This window comes from Bradyrhizobium sp. BWC-3-1, assembly GCF_032917965.1.
Lineage (GTDB): Bacteria > Pseudomonadota > Alphaproteobacteria > Rhizobiales > Xanthobacteraceae > Bradyrhizobium > Bradyrhizobium canariense_D.
The window spans coordinates 6,335,622-6,354,083 of sequence record NZ_CP136625.1; the positions used below are offsets into that span (position 1 = coordinate 6,335,622).

19 protein-coding genes are annotated in these 18,462 nt (G+C 63.6%); 2 read left to right on the top strand and 17 right to left on the bottom strand.

Annotation, left to right across the window (positions count from 1 at the left end):
- Window position 1: 1 nt before the first annotated feature.
- The 15 genes from RX329_RS30640 to RX329_RS30710 form a co-directional block, all read right to left on the bottom strand.
- On the bottom strand, window positions 2-1,006 hold the full coding sequence (locus RX329_RS30640) for a zinc-binding alcohol dehydrogenase family protein (RefSeq protein WP_026233282.1): 1,005 nt from the start codon (window positions 1,004-1,006) through the stop codon (window positions 2-4).
- A 79-nt stretch (window positions 1,007-1,085) separates the two neighbouring features.
- Complete coding sequence (paaK, locus tag RX329_RS30645; protein WP_018457015.1) at window positions 1,086-2,417, bottom strand: phenylacetate--CoA ligase PaaK; 1,332 nt, start codon at window positions 2,415-2,417, stop codon at window positions 1,086-1,088.
- Window positions 2,418-2,445: 28 nt separating this feature from the next.
- Window positions 2,446-2,895: a hydroxyphenylacetyl-CoA thioesterase PaaI gene (paaI, locus tag RX329_RS30650; protein WP_317244757.1), complete on the bottom strand. Its 450-nt coding sequence runs from the start codon at window positions 2,893-2,895 to the stop codon at window positions 2,446-2,448.
- A gap of 55 nt (window positions 2,896-2,950) precedes the next feature.
- A complete protein-coding gene (gene paaE / locus RX329_RS30655; RefSeq protein WP_018457017.1) occupies window positions 2,951-4,033 on the bottom strand; it encodes a 1,2-phenylacetyl-CoA epoxidase subunit PaaE in 1,083 nt (360 codons plus the stop codon).
- 2 nt (window positions 4,034-4,035) lie between these two features.
- On the bottom strand, window positions 4,036-4,539 hold the full coding sequence (gene paaD, locus RX329_RS30660) for a 1,2-phenylacetyl-CoA epoxidase subunit PaaD (RefSeq protein ID WP_018457018.1): 504 nt from the start codon (window positions 4,537-4,539) through the stop codon (window positions 4,036-4,038).
- Window positions 4,533-5,303: a 1,2-phenylacetyl-CoA epoxidase subunit PaaC gene (gene paaC, locus RX329_RS30665; protein ID WP_018457019.1), complete on the bottom strand. Its 771-nt coding sequence runs from the start codon at window positions 5,301-5,303 to the stop codon at window positions 4,533-4,535. The genes paaD and paaC overlap by 7 nt, the downstream gene beginning before the upstream one ends.
- Window positions 5,303-5,590 (bottom strand): 1,2-phenylacetyl-CoA epoxidase subunit PaaB, encoded by a 288-nt coding sequence (gene paaB / locus RX329_RS30670; RefSeq protein ID WP_008136594.1) that lies wholly within the window; start codon window positions 5,588-5,590, stop codon window positions 5,303-5,305. The genes paaC and paaB overlap by 1 nt, the downstream gene beginning before the upstream one ends.
- A gap of 10 nt (window positions 5,591-5,600) precedes the next feature.
- The gene (gene paaA, locus RX329_RS30675) at window positions 5,601-6,593 is read right to left on the bottom strand and encodes a 1,2-phenylacetyl-CoA epoxidase subunit PaaA (protein WP_317244758.1); all 993 of its coding nucleotides are present in this window, start codon (window positions 6,591-6,593) and stop codon (window positions 5,601-5,603) included.
- Window positions 6,594-6,666: 73 nt separating this feature from the next.
- Window positions 6,667-7,533, bottom strand: a complete 867-nt coding sequence (gene paaX / locus RX329_RS30680; protein WP_018457021.1) for a phenylacetic acid degradation operon negative regulatory protein PaaX — start codon at window positions 7,531-7,533, stop codon at window positions 6,667-6,669.
- Between the two features lie 92 nt (window positions 7,534-7,625).
- Complete coding sequence (locus RX329_RS30685) at window positions 7,626-8,396, bottom strand: esterase/lipase family protein (RefSeq protein ID WP_018457022.1); 771 nt, start codon at window positions 8,394-8,396, stop codon at window positions 7,626-7,628.
- A 201-nt stretch (window positions 8,397-8,597) separates the two neighbouring features.
- Window positions 8,598-9,884, bottom strand: coding sequence for a DUF445 domain-containing protein (locus RX329_RS30690; RefSeq protein WP_018457023.1), 1,287 nt, complete (start codon window positions 9,882-9,884; stop codon window positions 8,598-8,600).
- 165 nt (window positions 9,885-10,049) lie between these two features.
- Window positions 10,050-10,505 carry a phasin gene (locus tag RX329_RS30695; RefSeq protein ID WP_018457024.1) on the bottom strand — a complete coding sequence of 152 codons (456 nt, stop codon included), beginning with the start codon at window positions 10,503-10,505 and terminating at the stop codon, window positions 10,050-10,052.
- Window positions 10,506-10,707: 202 nt separating this feature from the next.
- Window positions 10,708-11,301 (bottom strand): GNAT family N-acetyltransferase, encoded by a 594-nt coding sequence (locus RX329_RS30700; protein ID WP_166517674.1) that lies wholly within the window; start codon window positions 11,299-11,301, stop codon window positions 10,708-10,710.
- Window positions 11,298-12,380, bottom strand: a complete 1,083-nt coding sequence (locus RX329_RS30705) for a PHA/PHB synthase family protein (protein WP_026233284.1) — start codon at window positions 12,378-12,380, stop codon at window positions 11,298-11,300. The genes RX329_RS30700 and RX329_RS30705 overlap by 4 nt, the downstream gene beginning before the upstream one ends.
- Entirely contained in the window at window positions 12,377-12,760 is a 384-nt protein-coding gene (locus RX329_RS30710) for a hypothetical protein (protein ID WP_018457027.1), read from the bottom strand. The genes RX329_RS30705 and RX329_RS30710 overlap by 4 nt, the downstream gene beginning before the upstream one ends.
- 170 nt (window positions 12,761-12,930) lie before the next feature.
- Between RX329_RS30710 and RX329_RS30715 the strand changes: the two genes are divergently transcribed.
- Window positions 12,931-13,845, top strand: a complete 915-nt coding sequence (locus RX329_RS30715; RefSeq protein WP_018457028.1) for an alpha/beta fold hydrolase — start codon at window positions 12,931-12,933, stop codon at window positions 13,843-13,845.
- A gap of 149 nt (window positions 13,846-13,994) precedes the next feature.
- Window positions 13,995-14,459, top strand: a complete 465-nt coding sequence (locus RX329_RS30720) for a nuclear transport factor 2 family protein (protein WP_018457029.1) — start codon at window positions 13,995-13,997, stop codon at window positions 14,457-14,459.
- Window positions 14,460-14,487: 28 nt separating this feature from the next.
- Here RX329_RS30720 and RX329_RS30725 read toward each other — a convergent pair whose 3' ends face one another.
- Window positions 14,488-15,162, bottom strand: coding sequence for a spermidine synthase (locus RX329_RS30725; RefSeq protein ID WP_247488743.1), 675 nt, complete (start codon window positions 15,160-15,162; stop codon window positions 14,488-14,490).
- Window positions 15,163-15,192: 30 nt separating this feature from the next.
- On the bottom strand, window positions 15,193-18,426 hold the full coding sequence (locus RX329_RS30730) for a bifunctional cytochrome P450/NADPH--P450 reductase (protein ID WP_317244759.1): 3,234 nt from the start codon (window positions 18,424-18,426) through the stop codon (window positions 15,193-15,195).
- Window positions 18,427-18,462 lie beyond the last annotated feature (36 nt).

Consider the following 18,462-nt stretch of genomic DNA (forward strand, 5'->3'; position numbering starts at 1 on the left):
ATCAAGGTTTCAGGATCACGCGATCCCGCGAGGAGCCTGCAACGGCGACATAGGCCTCCTTCGCGCGTTCGAGCGGATAGACGGCGTTCGCCTTGATCGGAAACGGTTTCAGGTGCCCGCTCGCGAAGCCCGGGCCGAGGTCACGCAGCACAGCGCCTGTCGCGATCGACGACAGGCCGAGCGTGTCGACGCCGACATAGGTGTGTTGCCCGCGGTAGAATTCGAGAATGTTGAACTGCACGATGCGGTCGATGGCGGCGATCAGGATCTGGCGGCCGCGAAGCGCGAGCGACTTGTGCGCCGCCTGGAAATAGGGATCGCCGACCGTGTTGAAGACGATGTCGGCGCCTTTGCCATCGGTCAACTCGCGCACGCGTGTGGCGACGTCGGTCGCGGAAGCGTCGATCACCTCGATGGATGCATTGGTGTGGCCCTCATAAGGTTCCGCCTTGCGCACCACGCCGATGACATGCGCACCCTGCCACGTCGCGATCTGCACCGCCGCTTGACCAACCTTGCCGTTGGCGCCGAACACCAGCACCGTTTCCCCGGGCTTTGGAATGCCGGCGCGGCGAAAACCCTCCATGGCGGTGACAAAGGGCACGCCGATGCCGGCGGCCTCCTCCCAAGACACGGTCTTCGGCTTCTCCACCACCGCGTCGGATTCAACGACGAGATGGCTGGCGTGAGTGCCGTCGCGGCGGATGCCGAGATCGCCGGAGGAGCCGAACACCTCGCGGCCCATCGTACCGGCCGGCCCGTCGATCACCACGCCGGCGTAATCGCGCCCCGGCGTGCGCGGGAAGATGGCATAGGCCATTAGCCCAGTCGCGGCCTTGACGTCGGACGGATTGACGGCGGCGGCCTTGATCTCGATCAGGAGATCGTTCGGACCGCGCGCGAGCGTATGAGGCTCGACGCGAGGTGCAATCCCAGCGGCGTTCTCGGCCTTGGCATTGACGCGGACGCAGCGCGCCTCGACGGCTTTGGGATTGGCTGACGACATGGAAAAGATCCGCGATTTCTCGCGGGCCTTGTCGCCTCTGAGGGCAGTCAAGTCAATCCGTCAAGTCAATCCCGTCAACTTAATCCTTCGGCCGCTTGTCGTAGAGCCGCTTCGCCTTGCCGAGCGAGCGTTCCAGCGTCGCAGGCGCAACCACCCGCACGTTGGAGCTGATCCCGATCGTGTTCTTGATATGGGTTGAGATCCGATCGGCATGGTCGAGGAGACCCCGGCCATCCCAACTCTCCGGCCGCGCCTCGGCGATGATGGTCAACTCGTCCATGCGTCCTTCCCGAGTCAATTCCAGAATGAAATGCCCGCCGCACCAGTCGGTGGCGAGCAGAACCTCCTCGATCTGGGTCGGGAACAGGTTGACGCCGCGCAGGATGATCATGTCGTCCGAGCGCCCCGTGACCTTCTCCATCCGCCGCATGCCGGGCCGCGCCGTGCCCGGCAGAAGCCGCGTCAGGTCGCGGGTGCGATAGCGGATCACCGGAAAGGCTTCCTTGGTGAGCGATGTAAACACCAGTTCGCCCTTCTCCCCGTCGGGCAGCACCGCACCGGTGTCGGGATCGATCACTTCGGGATAGAAATGATCCTCCCAGATATGCAGGCCGTCCTTGGTCTCGATGCATTCCTGCGCGACGCCGGGGCCGATCACCTCGGAGAGACCGTAGATGTCGGTCGCATCCATGTCGAAGGCATCTTCGATCTCGCCGCGCATCGCATTGGTCCACGGCTCCGCGCCGAAGATGCCGACCTTGAGCGAGCATTGGCGCGGATCGAGCTTCTGACGCTTGAACTCGTCGAGGATCGCCAGCATATAGCTCGGCGTCACCGTAATGATGTCGGGCCGAAAATCGTTGATGAGCTGCACCTGCCGCTCGGTCATGCCCCCGGAGATCGGCACCACAGTGCAGCCGAGTTTTTCGGCGCCGTAGTGCACGCCAAGCCCGCCTGTGAAAAGACCGTAGCCATAAGCATTGTGGATGATCATGCCGGTGCGGCCGCCCGCGGCGCGGATCGAGCGTGCCATCACGTCCGACCAGGTGTCGATGTCGCGTTGCGTATAGCCCACCACGATCGGCTTGCCCGTCGTGCCGGAGGACGCATGCACGCGCACCAGTTTCTCACGGGGCACGGCAAACATGTTGAAGGGATAATTGTCGCGCAGGTCCGTTTTTACGGTGAACGGAAATTTCGCAAGATCCGAGAGCTCGCGAAAGTCGGACGGGTGCACGCCGGCCGCGTCGAAGGCCTTGCGATAGTGCGCGACGTTGTGGTAAGCGTGCTTCAGCGACCAGGCCAGCCGCTGCACCTGGAGTGCCATGATCTCGTCGCGCGATGCACGCTCGTGCGCATCCAGCTCGGCCTTATAGGTGTTGCCACCTTCCTTGAGCCTCGTCAGAGCCATCCTCGTTTCCCCGTATCATTGCTTTCCTTTATTGATCCTGCGCCGGCAGCCAGTTTCCGGGAATGACCCGCGAATGCCCGCGGAATTCGGCGATGACTGTATCGCCGGCGGTGACGCGCACGTCATAGATGCCGGAGCGGCCGCCACGCGTGACCTCGCGGGCCTTTGCGACGAGGCGATCGCCGAGCTTGCCCGGCTTGATGAAGGTGATGTGTCCCTGCGCCGCCACGACGCGGTCGTTGTGCGAGTTGCACGCGAAAGCGAAGGCGGAATCGGCCAGCGTGAAGATGAAGCCGCCATGGACGATGCGCTGACCGTTGACCATATCCGGCCGCACATTCATCGCCAGCGTCGCGAACCCCGGGCCGATCTCGACGATCTCCATGCCGAGTCCTTTGGAGGCATCGTCCTCCGCCCACATCGCATCGGCGCAGGCGCGGGCAATATCCTCGGGCGACAAGGCGGCTTTGACGTTCACGCGCTTCTCCCGTCCGATTGTTTGGACACGATGTTCTGCTGCCTGGCTAAAACTGTCAAACGTGGTCGTAGTCGACCACGACCCGCTCCGACGATGGCTTGGCCTGACAGGTCAGGACAAAGCCGGCCTTCAGCTCCCAGGGTTCCAGCGAGTAGTTGATGTCCATCGGCGCCTCGCCCTCCACCAGTTTGGCACGGCAGGTCGAGCACATGCCGCCCTTACAGGCGAAGGGCAGATCGACACCGGCGCGTAGCGCGGCATCGAGGATCGCCTCGTCCTCTGCCACCGGCACGTCGCGGCGCTTGCCGTCGATGATCAGCGACGCGATCGCTTTCGGCGGCGCGTCCGGCGCAACGATCTTCTTCGGCCGCGGCTTGCCACCGAACTCCGAGACAAACCGCTCGACATGGATACGCTCCTCCGCGATGCCGAGATCGCGACAGGTCGCCTCGATGTCCTCGCTCATGCCGGACGGACCGCAGATGAAGACGTGATCGACGCTTTCCGCCGGTACCAGCGAGCGCAGCAGCACCCTCACCTTGTCGCCGTCGAGCCGGCCGTGCAGGATCGGAATGTCCTGTTCCTCGCCCGAGATGACGTGGAAGATCGAGAGGCGGTCGATGAAGCGATCCTTGAGCTCTTCGAGCGCCTCGAGGAACATGATGTTGTCGGTCGTGCGATTGCCGTAGAACAGGAAGAAGCGGCTGTCGGCTTCGCGCGCGAGGACGCCCTTGACGATCGACAGGATCGGCGTGATGCCGGACCCAGCGGCAAAGCCGACATGGATGCGGCCGCCGCCGGCCGGCGGGATCACGCCGAAGCGTCCCGTGGGCGTCATCACGTCCAGCGCGTCGCCACACTTCAAATCGTCCGCTGCCCAGCTCGAAAACGCGCCTCCATCAACCTTCTTGACGGCGATCCGTATCTCGCCGTCGTCGGGGCCGGAGCAGATCGAATAGGAGCGGCGCACTTCCTCGCCATCCAGCATGGTGCGGAGTGTGAGGTATTGGCCGGGCATGAAAGCGTAGTCGGTCGCAAGCTCCGTCGGGATGGCGAATGTCAGCGATATGGCGTCCGACGCCTCGCGGCGGAGGTCGTTGACGGCCAGGCGATGAAAGCGTGGTGCGACTGCTGACATGGTCAATGACACTTGAAGTAGTCGAAGGGTTCGCGGCACGCCCTGCAGCGCCAGAGTGCCTTGCAGGAGGTGGAGCCGAATTCGGACAGCAGCTCGGTATTCGCCGAGCCGCATTGCGGGCACACAACGGCTTGCTCGCCGAACAGCGCGCGGCGTGAATTCGAGGCCTGCGGCGGTGCGATGCCGTAGGCATGAAGCTTCCGGCGGCCCTCTTCGCTCATCCAGTCGGTGGTCCAGGCCGGCGACAGCACGGTGCGGACCTTTGGACTGCGGAAACCGGCGCGCTCCAGCGCGACCTCGATTTCCAGCGCGATCATGTTCATGGCCGGACAGCCCGAATAGGTCGGGGTGATCGCGACCTCGACCTGATCGCCGTCGAGGACGACATCACGCAGCACCCCGAGATCGGCGATGGTCAAAACCGGGATTTCGGGATCGACCACGCTCGCCGCGGCATCCCAGGCCCGTCGGCGCAGGTCGCTATGGGGCTCCAGCACCGTCACCATGTCTGCCCCGGGAAGGTACGCTGTATCGATTGCAGCTCTGAGAGGAGATGGCCGAGATGCTCGCTGTGCCGGCCCACGCGACCGCCCTGCTGCATCCAGTCGTTCTGCGGCAGCTTGAGCGTTGCTTCGCCGATCACATCCGAAAGTGTCGTCAGCCAGCGACCCCGCAAGGTCCCTGGGTCTACGGCGATACCGGCATGGATCAAGGCGCGCTCGCCGTCGTCGACGGCAAACATCTCGCCGGTGAACGCCCAGAGATGATCGATCGCAGCTTGCGCGCGGGCATGGCTCTCGTCGGTGCCGTCGCCGAGCCGGATCATCCACTCCGAGGAATGCCGCAAATGATAGGCACTCTCCTTCTCCGACTTCGCGGCAATCGCAGCGAGCGTCGTATCGCGCGAGGTCATCATGGCGCGCCAGTAGAGATCGGCGAAGGCGGAATAGAAGAACTGCCGCACCATCGTCTGGGCAAAGTCGCCGTTCGGCTGCTCGAGGAGCAGCAGATTGCGATACTGCCTGACATCGCGAAGGTAGGCGAGCTTGTCTTCGTCGTTGTCCTTGCCTTCGGCTTTGGCTGCGTAGGTGTAGAGCTCGCGGGCCTGGCCGATGAGGTCGAGCGCGATGTTGGAGAGCGCCATGTCCTCTTCCATCATCGGCGCATGCCCGCACCATTCCGACAGGCGGTGGCCGAGGATCAGCGCGTCGTCGGCGCGGCGTAATGCGTAGAGCACCAGCGGTGTTTCGGAGACCTCGATGTTCGCCATCACATGTGTCCTACTTCCTCAGGCACCTCGTAAAACGTCGGGTGGCGGTAGATCTTTGATTCCGCCGGCTCGAACATCATGCCCTTCTCGGCGGGATCGCTTGCGGTGATCGCCGTCGACGGCACCACCCAGATCGAAAGGCCCTCACCGCGACGCGTGTAGATATCGCGGGCGGCTTGCAAGGCCATCGTGGCGTCGCTCGCATGCAGCGAGCCGACATGCTTGTGCGCGAGCCCGTTGCGGCTGCGAATGAAGACTTCCCACAGCGGCGTGTTCGGCGTGGCCATCGCAATCTCCCTACTCTGCCGCTTGTGCAGTTCGACGCTGCGTGCGCTTTGCGGCATAGCTAGCTGCCGCCTCGCGCACCCAGGCGCCCTCATCGTGCGCCTTGCGGCGTGCCGCGATGCGATCCCGGTTGCATGGGCCGTTGCCGGCGAGCACCTGCTTGAACTCGGTCCAGTCGATCTCGCTGTAGCGCCAGTGCCCATCGGCGTCCTGAATCATGTCGGGATCGGGAATGGTCAGGCCGAGATATTGCGCCTGCGGCACGGTGGCGTCGACGAACTTCTGCCGCAGCTCGTCATTGGAGAAGCGCTTGATCTTCCACTTCGTCGAGGTGTCGCTGTGCTGGCTGGTGGCATCGGGCGGGCCAAACATCATCAGCACCGGCCACCACCACCTATTCAAGGCATCCTGCGCCATCGCCTTCTGCTCGTCCGAGCCACGGCACAGCGTCAGCATGATCTCATAGCCCTGGCGCTGATGGAACGACTCCTCCTTGCAGACGCGGATCATCGCGCGCGCGTAAGGACCATAGGAGCAGCGACACAGCGGAATCTGGTTCATGATCGCGGCGCCGTCGACCAGCCAGCCGATGGTGCCGATGTCGGCCCAGGTGAGGGTCGGGTAGTTGAAGATCGAGGAATATTTGGCCTTGCCCGCGAGCATGGCGTCGACCAGCTCTTCGCGCGAAGTGCCGAGCGTCTCGGCCGCGGCATAGAGATAGAGCCCGTGGCCGCACTCGTCCTGCACCTTGGCGAGCAGCGCGGCCTTGCGGCGCAAGGACGGCGCGCGGGTGATCCAGTTGCCTTCGGGCAGCATGCCGACGATTTCGGAATGAGCGTGCTGGGAGATCTGGCGGGTCAGCGTCTTGCGATAAGCCGCCGGCATCCAGTCGTTCGGCTCGATGCGCTCCTCGGCATCGATGCGCGTCTGGAACTGCGCAGCCTTGGCCGCATCCTCGAGGCCGCGATCATCGGTCTCGGCCGTGTTCAGCGCCTGGGTATACATGCGCATCCTCCCATTTTATTGAGCAATATATAACAAGAATCAGATCACGCAAGATATTTCTGTAACATAACAATCAAGTCTCGAATCTCCTCTCCAGGAGTTTCCGCGCCAGCGGCAATGGCCCCTTTTCATTGGTCCCACGACCATCAAGCCATTGTTCCGATGGGACAAGCAGCGCGCGATAGATGTCGCCGCACAACGCACGGGCGGCCTTGCCTGGCCAGTTCGCCGGAAGCAGGCTTTCGGGCAGCAGCGGATCGCGCAGCACGACTCGGCGATAATGGTGGATCAGGAGGATGCGCGCCGTGAAGGCGTCGGCCTCGGACAAGTCGCTGCCGCGCGCGATCGCGGCGCGCAGCGGCTCGAACGTCTTCATGAACTTGAGATAGGCGTCCGCGGTGCGATCCAGTGGCCAGCTCGCACTGAGCAGCCGGCGACCACTGTCATCCTCGGCCGAGACCTCCAGACGGATGGCGCCCGCGGCCTCGCCGGGCACTGGCACGCCTGACGGGGCGACCCACACGCCCGGCAGCGGGCTGCCGAAGCCGGCATTGCGGAGCGCCTCGCGCGAGGCATCGCGATCCTCGCCATTGCCGATCAGAAGCAGCTCGAAGCGCCCGGTCCAGTCGGATGGCGGCGGATCGTAGATATGGCGTGTCGCGGCCTCGAAGATCTGGCGGCCCTTGTCGGCCAAGCGGTAAAAACTATTGCGGCCGACCTTTTCGCGCGTCAGCCAGCCATCGGCAGCAAGCCGCGACATCGCGGTACGCACCACGCCGCTGTCGATGTCCAGGGTCTCGAAGAATTCCAGCAGCGTGCCGAGCCATACCGAACCGCCACGCGGCACGATGGCATCACCGAATACCGTGATGACGATAGAGCCGGTGCGCGACGGCTCGCGCTTGAGCTGATCGATGATGCGGGACAACGGATGCGCCATGCGCGAGGCATAGCGCGTTTGGTGCGGGCACGACAATGGACGGGTGCGACGCTCTTCTCCCTTGCCCCGTTCTTACGGAGAGAGGCAAAGAATTACCGATGCGGATCGGGATAGACCACGCTGCGCCAGCCGCTGCGGTCGAAGGGCCGCCAGCTGCCTTCCTTCTGCGCAAGGCGATCAGCCACCGCGAAGACAGCGGCGGGATGATGGCCCATGCCGCAATGGCTGCTCTCGATCTCGATGCTCTCGGTCTGCGCGCCCGTCTTCTCCATGCAGCCCTGCCAGGCGCAGACGCCGTCGGTGCGGCTGAAGATCGCCGTGGTCGGCACCGGCGGCGGAACGGCGAGATCGCCGCCGAACTGCGGGTCGACCTCGTTGGACTTCCGGCCGCTCGCCCATTCATAGACTCGCCAGGCATTGGTCGAATGCGGATCGCCGGCAAAGGGGCTGCCGAGCGTGATCACCTGGCGTACGCGGTCGGGCATCATCTTGGCGAGCTGGCGCGCATAGAGACCGCCGAGGCTCCAGCCGACCAGGCTGATCTTGCGGCCGTGCCTGTCGCTGAGCTCCTGAACCAGATCCACCATCGCGTGCTGCACGCCCTCGCGCAGGCCATAGTTGCGGCCTTGGCGCCAGCCGCTCACCGCATAGCCCTTGCCGGACAGAAAGGTGCGCAGTGCACGCGTGGACCCGTCGGAGGCCACGAGGCCCGGCAGAACCAGCACCGGATGCCCATCGCCGCGCGGCGCGAGGCTGAGCAGCGGCAGCGCGCCGAGGAAGGCGCCGAACTCGTGGATCGCTCGCCCTTCCAGGAACATCAGGGTGCGAGACGGCGGGCTCAGCGTCTGGGCAGTAGCGGTCATCAATGGTCCCCTTGGGAAAATTGCTGAAAAGGCCACCGGTTGTTTGCCGGCAAATGGGTATGGGATTCCAACACGCCGGCTTCTTGATCGTTCCGCAACGCAACATGAATCAGCTAGGCAGCGGGTTCCCGACATTCAAGCGGGAGACACTCCGGGCCACAATAGGCCCGCGCGTTAATGCTGACGTCCGTGACGCAAAAGTCACAACAATCGAAGCAGGAATTCTACGGAGTAAAGCGCAAGACCCGCCAGCCCGCCGATCAGCGAGCCGTTGAAGCGGATGTATTGCAGGTCGCGGCCAATGTTGATTTCGATCAGCGAAATCAGCTGCGCCATATCCCACGATTTGACCTGGTCGGAGATGAAGGTCGAGACGCCGCTCTTCTGGTCCGCGACGAAACTGCGCAGCACCGCGACCAGCCCCTTGTTGATCTCGCCGCGCAGCTCGGCATCGCCCGCAAGCGCTTCGCCCGCCGCGACACACATGCCCGCGAGATGATGCTGCAGCACCTGCGTCTCGCCGCTTGCACTACGTTCGATGAAGGACCGCGTATTGGCCCAGACGGTGCGGGCGAGATCGGCAAGCTCGGGACGCGCGAGCAGATCGCGCTTCAAGCCGTCGATGCGGTCGATATAGGCCTGGTCGGTGCCGAGCCGGTCGACGAAGCTCAGCACCATGCGATCGAACTCGCCGCGAAAAGGATGTTTGGGATCGCTGCGCACTTCATTGAAGAACGCGGTGGCGGAGGCCACGATCTTGTTCACCAGAAACTTGTCGGCGCGATAGAGCCTGAGCAAGGTCGGCAATTCCGCGCGCACCTTCTCGCGGATGATCGCCATCGTCTCGGTCTGGTTCAGCGTCTCGTGCATCACGCGCAGAAGATCGTCGAACAGGATCTGGTGCCGCCCTTCCGCGACGAAGCCGCGCAACGTGCCGGCCGCGAGCGGCGCCAGATCGACGGCCTGGAGCTGCGAGGACATGCGGCGGATGATGAAGGTCATCAGACCGGAGCTCTCGGTCGCGGAGACAGCCTCCGGCAGCAGGCGCAGCGCAAAGCGCGCGAGGTCATCGCTGCGCTTGCGATCGCGCAGCCAGTCGGCGACGAAGGAGCCGAAATCGATCTCCTTCAGCTTGGCCTCGACGGGAGCGGCCTCGAGGAAATGCACCTGGATGAACTCGCCGAGCTTGTCGGCGATACGGGCCTGGTTGCTCTGGATGATCGCGGTGTGTGGGATCGGCAGGCCGAGTGGACGCTTGAACAGCGCGACCACCGCATACCAGTCGGCGAGCCCGCCGATGGTCGCGGCTTCGGCGAAGGCCGCGATGAATCCGAACACGGGATGTACGGGCAGCAGCCATTTCGCAACGACGAACAGGACAAGCGTCGAGCCCAGCACCAGCGTCGCCAGCGCTTTCACGCGGCGCAATTCGGCTGCGCGTTCGGCATCGCCGGGAGTGTCGAAAGAGAAGGCGCCTGATGGAGTCATCACAGCATCACCCTATCCGTCATTGCGAACGAAGCGAAGCAATCCAGAGTCTTTCCAAGGAGGCAGACTGGATTGCTTCGCTTCGCTCGCAATGACAGCTACGGCGGAATAACAAAAGGCCCGCCGAAGCGGGCCTCAAATTCAGTTTTTACTCAGGGGGCCGTATCAGGCGGTCTTGTTGTAGACCTTGGCAAAATTGTCCTGAGCGGACTTCGCACCGTTAGCGGCGAGCTTGCCGAAATAGTCGGTGGTCGCCTTGGCGCGCGAGACGAACGCTTCGCCGCGGGCGCGGAGCAGGCCGGACTGGATCTCGACAGCTTCGCTGAACGACTTGGCGGACGCGAGCTTGTCGATGCCCGCGAAGAATGCCTCGGCGTCCTCGTAGATCGCCTGCTGGATGTTGCGGCTGATCTTGCCGGCTTCGGTGACGGTCTCGGTCACCGCGTTTTCGACGGCGGCGGTCACGCGCTCGGAGCCAGCGAACACCTCGGCAGCACGATCCTTGGCAGTGTTGGCGGACTTCTTGACGAACTCGCGGGCGGCCTCGGGAACTTCCAGGTTCTGGATGTTCTTGAACGCGTCCTTGAAGCCTTCGAAAACGGTGTTGGTTTCGGTGGTCATTGGGGGTCTCTCCATCCTCATTGGTTGAGCTATGGGCTCACCCCGTCCGGTTTTGGCCCGGGGCACGGCTTATATGCCATAGTTAATTGTGCGACGCAATATCCATATTGCAGTGCGATATCACGAAACCGTGAATAGCCATGTTGAGAGGCATCTGGCGCCTCCCTGACCATCCGGGTTCCCGAACACCGTCCAGCGGTTCTCAATGCTGGACGGCGCCAAGCAGCCCATAGGCCTCCATCTGGGCCTGGACCTGCGCGATGTTGTGCCCGAGCACGACGATATCGTGGGTCTTGCCGTCGACGTCGCGAACATGGTCGCGCAGCAGTGCCTCGGCCTTGAAGCCAAGGCTCTCGAACAGGGTGATCGCCGCCTGCTGATCGACCGTCATTTGGACCGAGAGCTTCTCGAGGCCGGCCCCGAGCGCGAGGGCGAAGGTCTCCTGCGACAGCGTCCTTCCCACCCCCTTCCCGCGCACGTCGAGCGAAACCACCATCCGGATCTCGCCGACATGAGGCGACCAGGAGTGCGGATCGCGCACCAGCGTGCCGCAGCCGACGACCGTGCCGTCCCTGACCGCGAGCAGGCTCGTGATCGCGCCGCGCGCGATCTCCTTGACCCAGGCGGAGAGCACCTTCGGCTCACTGATGTTGCGCGGCAGGAACAACAGGTCGTGGGTCGGCAGGCCCTTGCCGAAGGCGAGCACCGCGGCTTCGTCCGCCGGGGACATCAGGCGGATCTCGATATCGCCCGCGTCCGTCTTCACATGGCGCGGATAGGAACGCTGCTCACTCATGTCGATCTCTTCCCCAGCCAGGAATCCAGTTTCGGCCACAGCCGCTTCACCGCATTGGCGCCGGCGACCAGCGAGACGTGACCGCCCTTCAGCATCACCTCCTCCTTGTCCTCCGATCCGATCTTGGCGATCAGGTGCTTTGCCGCCTCATACGGCACGATGTGGTCATGCTCGGCGACCGCATGCAGGAACGGCACCTTGATGTCCTCGAGCTTCGCCGCACGGCCGCCGACCGACATGGTGTCGTTGAACAGCTTGTTGTCCCACATCAGGTCCTTGGTGATGGTGCGGAAATATTCGCCGGCCAGCGGCAGCGTGTCGGTCGCCCAGCGGTCGAACATCCGGTAGGATTTGACGAACTCGTCGTTCCAGATGTTTTCCCAGAGCTGGATCTGGCTGACGGTGCGGGAGGCCGGGCGCAGCATCTCGAACGACGACAGGATCATCTCGGGCGGCACGTTGCCGACGCTGTCGACGAGGCGATCGACGTCGAAATAGCGACGGTCGGAGAAGTTCGAGAACAGCTTCATCTCGCGAAAGTCGATCGGCGTGGTGAAGCAGATCAAATTCTTCATCGGCCCATCCTTGTGGATCGAGCCGTAGAGCAGCGACAGCACGCCGCCGAAGCAATAGCCGATGACGGAGACGTCCTGTTCGCCGGAATCCTGCTGCACGCGGCGGATGCAGTCCGGGATGAAGTCGAGGACATAATCCTCCATGCGGAGGCTCTTCTCCTCCGGCCGTGGCGCGCTCCAGTCGAGCATGTAGACGTCGTAGCCGCGCTTCAACAGGAACTCGATGAAACTCTGGCCGGGCACGAGGTCGAGAATGTAACCGCGATTGGTGGTCGCCATCACGATCAAAATCGGAATTCGATAGATCTCGTCGGACATCGGTCGATAGTGGTAGAGGCTCATCGTGCCGCGTGAATGCAGCACGTCCTTCGGCGTCGACCCGAGCGTGGGGCCGGACGTCGAGAAATATTCGACGCCCTTGATGCTTCTCTGGATGGCGCGTTGCACCTCGGACTGGATGCGCTCCGGGATCCCTGCGAAGTCTAATCCGGCGGGTGCATTCATGTCTTCTCTCCGCCTTCAGACGGCGGGCGCTTGGTGCGCGGCGGGCGCAATGCAGTATCGGAGCCCTGAGAAATTCCGGAACTTGCCGCCATCTGGCTCAGCATCGACTTGATCTCACCGATCTGTCCTTCGATGGACTGTAGCCGTTCCGCAAGGCCGGTGACCTGGTCCCGGCTCGGCAGATTCATGGAGACCAGATATTTCTCCATGAGGTCGCCGAGCTGCTTCTGAGCACCTGCAGCAACGCCGCCGGCCCGGTTCACGGCTTGCGAAAACTCGGGCGACGACATGGCCTGATTGGCGAAGGAGTTGAACCCCTTCTCCATCTCGCCAACCATCTTCTGCCACATGGCAATGGGGTCGTTGCTTTTGTCGGTCATCGGCGTCCTCCTGAAAGCGAGAGCTTCGATGCCCTTCCTTTTTCGCCATACCACACCGTTGCGCGGTGCCGGTCAACCAGCAAGCAGCGGGTCCGGTGTCGCGGACGCGGCTTCATTGCGAGGGGAAACCGTGCGATACAGCATTAATCAAAAGCCGAGGGAACGCACCCGTGAACGCCTATCATCCGCCGCAAACCGTCCACGCCAACGGCATCGACATCTGTTACGAGACTTTCGGCAACGACAGTGCCGAGCCGCTGCTTCTGATCATGGGGTTAGGCGCCCAGATGATCCACTGGGACGATGCGTTCTGTGAGCAGCTCGCCGCGCACGGCTTTCGCGTCATCCGGTTCGACAATCGCGACATCGGCAAGTCGAGCCATCTCACAGGCGGCAAGCGTCTGACGCCGCTCGAGCTGTTGAAGCTCCGGTTTCTCAGGATTCCCGTGGCCGCAACCTACAAGCTGATCGACATGGCAAAAGACACTGTCGGGCTGATGGATGCGCTCGGCGTCAAGTCGGCGCACCTGGTCGGGGCGTCCATGGGCGGCATGATTGCGCAGGAAGTGACGTTGTCGTTTCCCGAGCGGGTGCGCTCGCTCACCTCGATCATGTCGACGACCGGCAATCCGCGCCTGCCGCCCCCGACACGCGAGGCCGCCGCGATGCTGATGGCGCCGCCGCCGCGCAGCAAGGAGGAGTTCATCGTCCGCTACGGCCAGACCTGGAACGTGTTGCGGGCCGGGTCCTTCCCGGAGGAAGAGGCGCTCGATCCCGGTCGTGCCGAGCGCGTGTTCGCGCGCGGGCTCAATCCGGCCGGTGTCGGCCGGCAGCTCCGCGCGGTGCTCGCCTCGGGTAGCCGCAAGGAGCGGCTGCATGGCGTCAAGACGCCGACACTCGTCATCCACGGCACCGTCGATCCGCTGGTCCGCCCCCAGGGCGGCAGGGACACGGCAGAGTCAATTCCGGGGGCCAAGCTGCTGATGATCGACGGCATGGGCCACGCGCTGCCGATGCGGTTCTGGCCGGACATCATCGACGCCATCGCCAAGCACGCCCATGGCGCGGAGGTGCAGGCGGCGTAGATTGACCGACGCAGACAGTCTCCTCACGGTGACCATGTGAGCTGCCGGTTACTCTCTTAACGCGTGCCGGTGCGAAAGCTATACAGGCCTCCTTCAATCGCTGAGAACCTCAATCGCCAACAAAGAGGCCGCGGCCTCTCGGAGTTCACATGCATCTCATCGTCCGGTCGGCCGCAATCGTCGCTGCTTCAGTCCTCACGCTGTCCCTCGCCAGCGGCGCCGCGATGGCGGGTGGCGCGCAAGAAGAAGCCAATCGCAAAACTGTCCTTGCGTTCTACGAGAAGGGGCTCAACCAAAAGGACGCCGATGCAGCCCTCGCCTATGTCGGCGACCGCTACGTCCAGCACAATCCAAACGCGGCCGATGGTCCGGACGGATTCCGAAAGTTCATCGGCTTCCTCCGGGATAAATTCCCGAACTCGCACAGCGAGATCAAGCGCAGCTTCGTGGATGGCGACTACGTCATCCTGCACGTTCACGCGGTACGCGAGCCCGGCAGCAGGGGCAATGCGATCGTCGACATCTTCAAGCTGGAGAACGGCAAGGTTGTCGAACACTGGGACGTCGTGCAACCGATCCCGGAAAATCCGGCGAACAACAACACGATGTTCTGACGATCGAACCGGTTGCTGGGCAAGCGGCCTAGCTCTTCCTCGCCATCCAGATCACGTGACGTGCGCCACCGCCTCTTCCGGTGGCGCGGATATTGACTTCGTTGACGTCGAATCCGGCGCTCCCGAGCCGCTTGGTGAAGGCCGGGTTGGGCCCCGAGGACCAGACCGCGAGCACGCCGCCCGTCCGCAGCGCCGTCTTCGCCGCCTTCAACCCGCTCGCATTGTAGAGCGCATCATTGCCCTTCCGGGTCAGCCCTTCCGGCCCGTTATCGACGTCGAGGAGGATGGCATCGAATGCCGACCGCTGCGCCCGGATGATTTCGCCAACGTCGGTTTCCCGGATGCTCACCCTGGAGTCATCGAGACTGTCGCCGAACACCTGCGCCATCGGACCCCGCGCCCAGGCGACCACCGCCGGCACGAGCTCGGAGACAACGATCTTCGCCTTGCTTCCGAGCACGGTCAGCGCCGCACGCAGCGTAAAACCCATGCCCAGGCCCCCGATGAGGACGACAGGTTTTGCGACCGTCTCGATCTGCTTCGCCGCGAGCGTGGCGAGCGCGGCCTCCGAGCCCGACAGGCGGTTGTTCATCAGCTCGTTGGTGCCGAGCTTGATGGAGAACTCCTTGCCTCGCCGCATCAGGCGAAGCTCTTCATCGGAGCCGGGGATTTTGGCGGTGTCGATCTTTTCCCAGGGAATCATGCGAGAGCTTTAGCACGTCCGGCTGCCGGGTTATCCACCCGCCCATACGTCCAGCACATACCGGTTCTTCGCACCCATCTCCTCGATCCAGCGGGCAGCCGTGGCGGCATCGCTGCCGCTCTTCTCGCGATGGATCGCGACCAGCCCCGCCTTCACGTCGGGCTCCATCTTGCTGCCGTCGCCACAGACATAGACGATCGCGCCCTGCTCGATCAGCGGCCAGATCTTGTCCTTCTGCGCAGCGAGGACGTGCTGCACATAGGTCTTTGGCCCCTCCGCGCGCGAGAACGCCGTGAACAGCTCGGTGATGCCGCTCGCCGCCAGCGCCTTCAGCTCGTCCGCGTAGAGAAAATCCTGATCGGGATGACGGCAGCCGAAAAACAGCATGGCCGGACCGAGCGCGGCGCCCTTGACCTTGCGCGCGGCGCGCTCCTGGAGGAAGCCGCGGAACGGCGCCAGTCCCGTGCCCGGGCCGATCATGACGATCGGCACGGATGGATCGTCCGGGAGCCGGAAGCCGGCCTTGGTCTCACGCACGGTTGCATGGATCACGTCGCCCGCGCGTCGATTGGCGAGATAGTTCGAGCAGATACCCTTGTAGGTGCCGCGGCCGGAGGCGGCCGGTCCTTCAACCACGCCGACCGTGACGCTGCAACGAACCGGGTCGACCGACGGCGAAGACGAGATCGAGTAATAGCGCGGCGCCAGCAGCGAGAGCATTTCCAGATAGACGTGGAACGGCAATTCGCAGGCCGGATATTCGAGCAGCAGATCGAACACCGATTTTCGCCTGGCCAGAATCTCGCTGCGATAACGCTCGAGTGTTTCAGGCTCCTCGCCAACGAAGGCCAGCAGTTTTGGTTTCGTGACCGGACAACGCGTATGCTCGGTCATGATCTGAATCTGCTTTCGTGTCGCCACTTGCTGGAGCTCGACGAACTCGCTGAGCAGGCGGCCCACTGACACGGCATCGCCGACCGGCAATTGCGCGCGGCGGCCTTCGGCGACCTGAAGCCTGATCTGGTCGGCCGGCAGGAAGCCGAAGCGACGGGCAACCGAATCCACCAGCGTCGGATCGTTGCGCGGGACCACACTCAGATGATCGCCGACGCGATACGTGATGTTGGACGGCAGCTGCACCTCGATGTGGCGCGTCGAGCGCTCCGACGGATTAGAACCGGCCTTGTTCTGAAGCTCGTCATTGACCAGCACCTTCATGGCCACCGCGCCGCCCTGGGCGACGATGGTGTTGACGGCGGTCACCGCGACCGGCTCGATCGCGTAGAGCGGATCATCCTCCGCGGTACGGGTGAAATTCCAGTCGATGCCGAATTCCTTGGTCGCGACCTGGGCGGCCGCCGGGAACCATTTCTGAAACTGGCCGTCGAGATCGCTGCGCGCATCGCCTTCGCCACGCGGATAGACCGCGCGCGCGCCATGCGCCGATAATTGTTCATCGATGAAGCGCGGCACCGATTGATAGGTCGCGGCCCAGTCGCTGTTGCCGCAGCCGAACACGGCGTAGCGCACATCGGCAAACGCATCCTTCGGCAGCTCGTCGCCGAGCCATTTGACAAATTGTGTCGCATTGTCCGGCGGCGCGCCGTTATAGGAGGCGCAGATGATCAGGACGCCGCCCTCCCGCGGCAGCTTGCCGACGTAATCGTCGAGCGGCCCCAAATGCACGGCAAAGCCGTTGATCTCGGCAAGGTCGGCCATCCGCGTCGCCAGCTCTTCGGCGGTGCCGAGATTGGAGCCGTAAAGTACGAGCATCGGCGTGTTGTGGCCGGGGCGCGCGGTGGGCTGGCGCGGTGCCTTCGGCGCCGACGACGCCGCTACAGGTCCACCATAGGCGCCGCGCTCGCGATCGGCGCGCGGACGGACCTTGATCTTGAAGCCTTCCGGCTTCATCGTCAGCGTTTCCTTCAGATGCATCTGGTAGCGCTGGTGGTCGACCAGCTTGAAGCGCTGGAGGATCATGCCGAGCGCGAGCGCGGCCTCGTGCATGGCGAAGCCGCGGCCGATGCAGGCGCGCTGGCCGTTGCCGAACGGCTTCCAGGCATTGATCGGCCGTTTGGCTTCCGCCTCCCGGCTGAAATTCTCCGGATCGAACGCGTCCGGGTTCGGACCCCAGACCGAGGGATCGCGATGCAGCGCGGTCACCAGGATGGTGGTGAACGTTCCCTTCCGAAGCTTGTACTTGCCGCCGCCGATAGCCTCGTCGTTCAGTGGGGAGATGCCATAGGCCGGCGCCGGCGGCCATAGCCGCAGCGCCTCCTTGAGAATCTGCGTGATGTAGGTGAGCTGCGTGACCTGTTGATAGGTCGGACGCACGTCGACATTGGGACCGAGGACGCGGTCGACCTCGTCATAGGCTTTTTTGAGAATCTCGGGGTGCTTGAGCAGCGCATAGAGCGCGCAGGACAACAGGCCGCTGGTGGTCTCGTGGCCTGCGATCAGGAACGTGTTGATCTGGTAGCGGATGTTGACGTCGTCGAGCTGCTCGCCGGTCGAGCGATCGACGCCCGTCATCATCGCCGCAAGCATATCCTTCTTGTCGTCGGTCGCCTCGCCTCCCTTGCGGCGCTCCGCAATGATCTCGTCGACCATCCTGTTCATGAAGTCGACATCTTCAGCCATGGTCTTGCGCCGCTTCTGCATCCAGAGCTGCTCGAACGGCAGGCCGCGCGTCATCATGATGGTTTCGAGCGAGCGCACCAGCGACTCGACGAAGGGGTGGTAATCGCGCCGGTAGAACGAATTGAAGCGGTAGTCGAAGCCGCACAGGCCGATCGTATCCAGCGTCAGCGCCGTCATGTCGTGGACGACGTCGATCTCGTCGTCGGCGTTGAGCCGTTCCCATTTGCCCACGAGCTGCTCCGCGATGTCGACCATGCTCGGGTGATAGGACTGCATGGCGCGGTTGCCGAAGGGCTGGAGCAGGATGTTGTGCGCCTTGCTCCAGTTCGGCTCCCTGGTGTCGGCCGTGAACAAGCCGTCGCCGCCGACCGCGCGCACCCGCCGCAGGGCACCGCGCACCGTCTTGTCGAAACGCTTCTCGTCGGAGAGCTCGTCGACGAGATCGTGGCCGGAGACGACCACGATCGGCGAGCCCATCATGTCGAGCCAGAAGATCGGCCCCAGCTCCTTGGCAAGCCGGGTCAGATGCTGCACCGGTGCGGCCGAATCCAGCGACAGCATGTTGCCGACCACCGGCTTGGTCGGCGGCTGCGGGATCGGGTCCAGACGGTTCTTCGATGACATTAAAAGTGCTTCCCCTGCCTCGGTATTCAACGCCGT

Coding starts and splice junctions, on each gene's coding strand:
- RX329_RS30640 (WP_026233282.1), bottom strand. CDS start 1,006: ATGTCGTCAGCCAATCCCAAAGCCGTCGAGGCGCGCTGCGTCCGCGTC.
- paaK (WP_018457015.1), bottom strand. CDS start 2,417: ATGGCTCTGACGAGGCTCAAGGAAGGTGGCAACACCTATAAGGCCGAG.
- paaE (WP_018457017.1), bottom strand. CDS start 4,033: ATGTCAGCAGTCGCACCACGCTTTCATCGCCTGGCCGTCAACGACCTC.
- paaD (WP_018457018.1), bottom strand. CDS start 4,539: ATGGTGACGGTGCTGGAGCCCCATAGCGACCTGCGCCGACGGGCCTGG.
- paaC (WP_018457019.1), bottom strand. CDS start 5,303: ATGGCGAACATCGAGGTCTCCGAAACACCGCTGGTGCTCTACGCATTA.
- paaB (WP_008136594.1), bottom strand. CDS start 5,590: ATGGCCACGCCGAACACGCCGCTGTGGGAAGTCTTCATTCGCAGCCGC.
- paaA (WP_317244758.1), bottom strand. CDS start 6,593: ATGTATACCCAGGCGCTGAACACGGCCGAGACCGATGATCGCGGCCTC.
- paaX (WP_018457021.1), bottom strand. CDS start 7,533: ATGGCGCATCCGTTGTCCCGCATCATCGATCAGCTCAAGCGCGAGCCG.
- RX329_RS30685 (WP_018457022.1), bottom strand. CDS start 8,396: ATGACCGCTACTGCCCAGACGCTGAGCCCGCCGTCTCGCACCCTGATG.
- RX329_RS30690 (WP_018457023.1), bottom strand. CDS start 9,884: ATGACTCCATCAGGCGCCTTCTCTTTCGACACTCCCGGCGATGCCGAA.
- RX329_RS30695 (WP_018457024.1), bottom strand. CDS start 10,505: ATGACCACCGAAACCAACACCGTTTTCGAAGGCTTCAAGGACGCGTTC.
- RX329_RS30700 (WP_166517674.1), bottom strand. CDS start 11,301: ATGAGTGAGCAGCGTTCCTATCCGCGCCATGTGAAGACGGACGCGGGC.
- RX329_RS30705 (WP_026233284.1), bottom strand. CDS start 12,380: ATGAATGCACCCGCCGGATTAGACTTCGCAGGGATCCCGGAGCGCATC.
- RX329_RS30710 (WP_018457027.1), bottom strand. CDS start 12,760: ATGACCGACAAAAGCAACGACCCCATTGCCATGTGGCAGAAGATGGTT.
- RX329_RS30720 (WP_018457029.1), top strand. CDS start 13,995: ATGCATCTCATCGTCCGGTCGGCCGCAATCGTCGCTGCTTCAGTCCTC.
- RX329_RS30725 (WP_247488743.1), bottom strand. CDS start 15,162: ATGATTCCCTGGGAAAAGATCGACACCGCCAAAATCCCCGGCTCCGAT.
- RX329_RS30730 (WP_317244759.1), bottom strand. CDS start 18,426: ATGTCATCGAAGAACCGTCTGGACCCGATCCCGCAGCCGCCGACCAAG.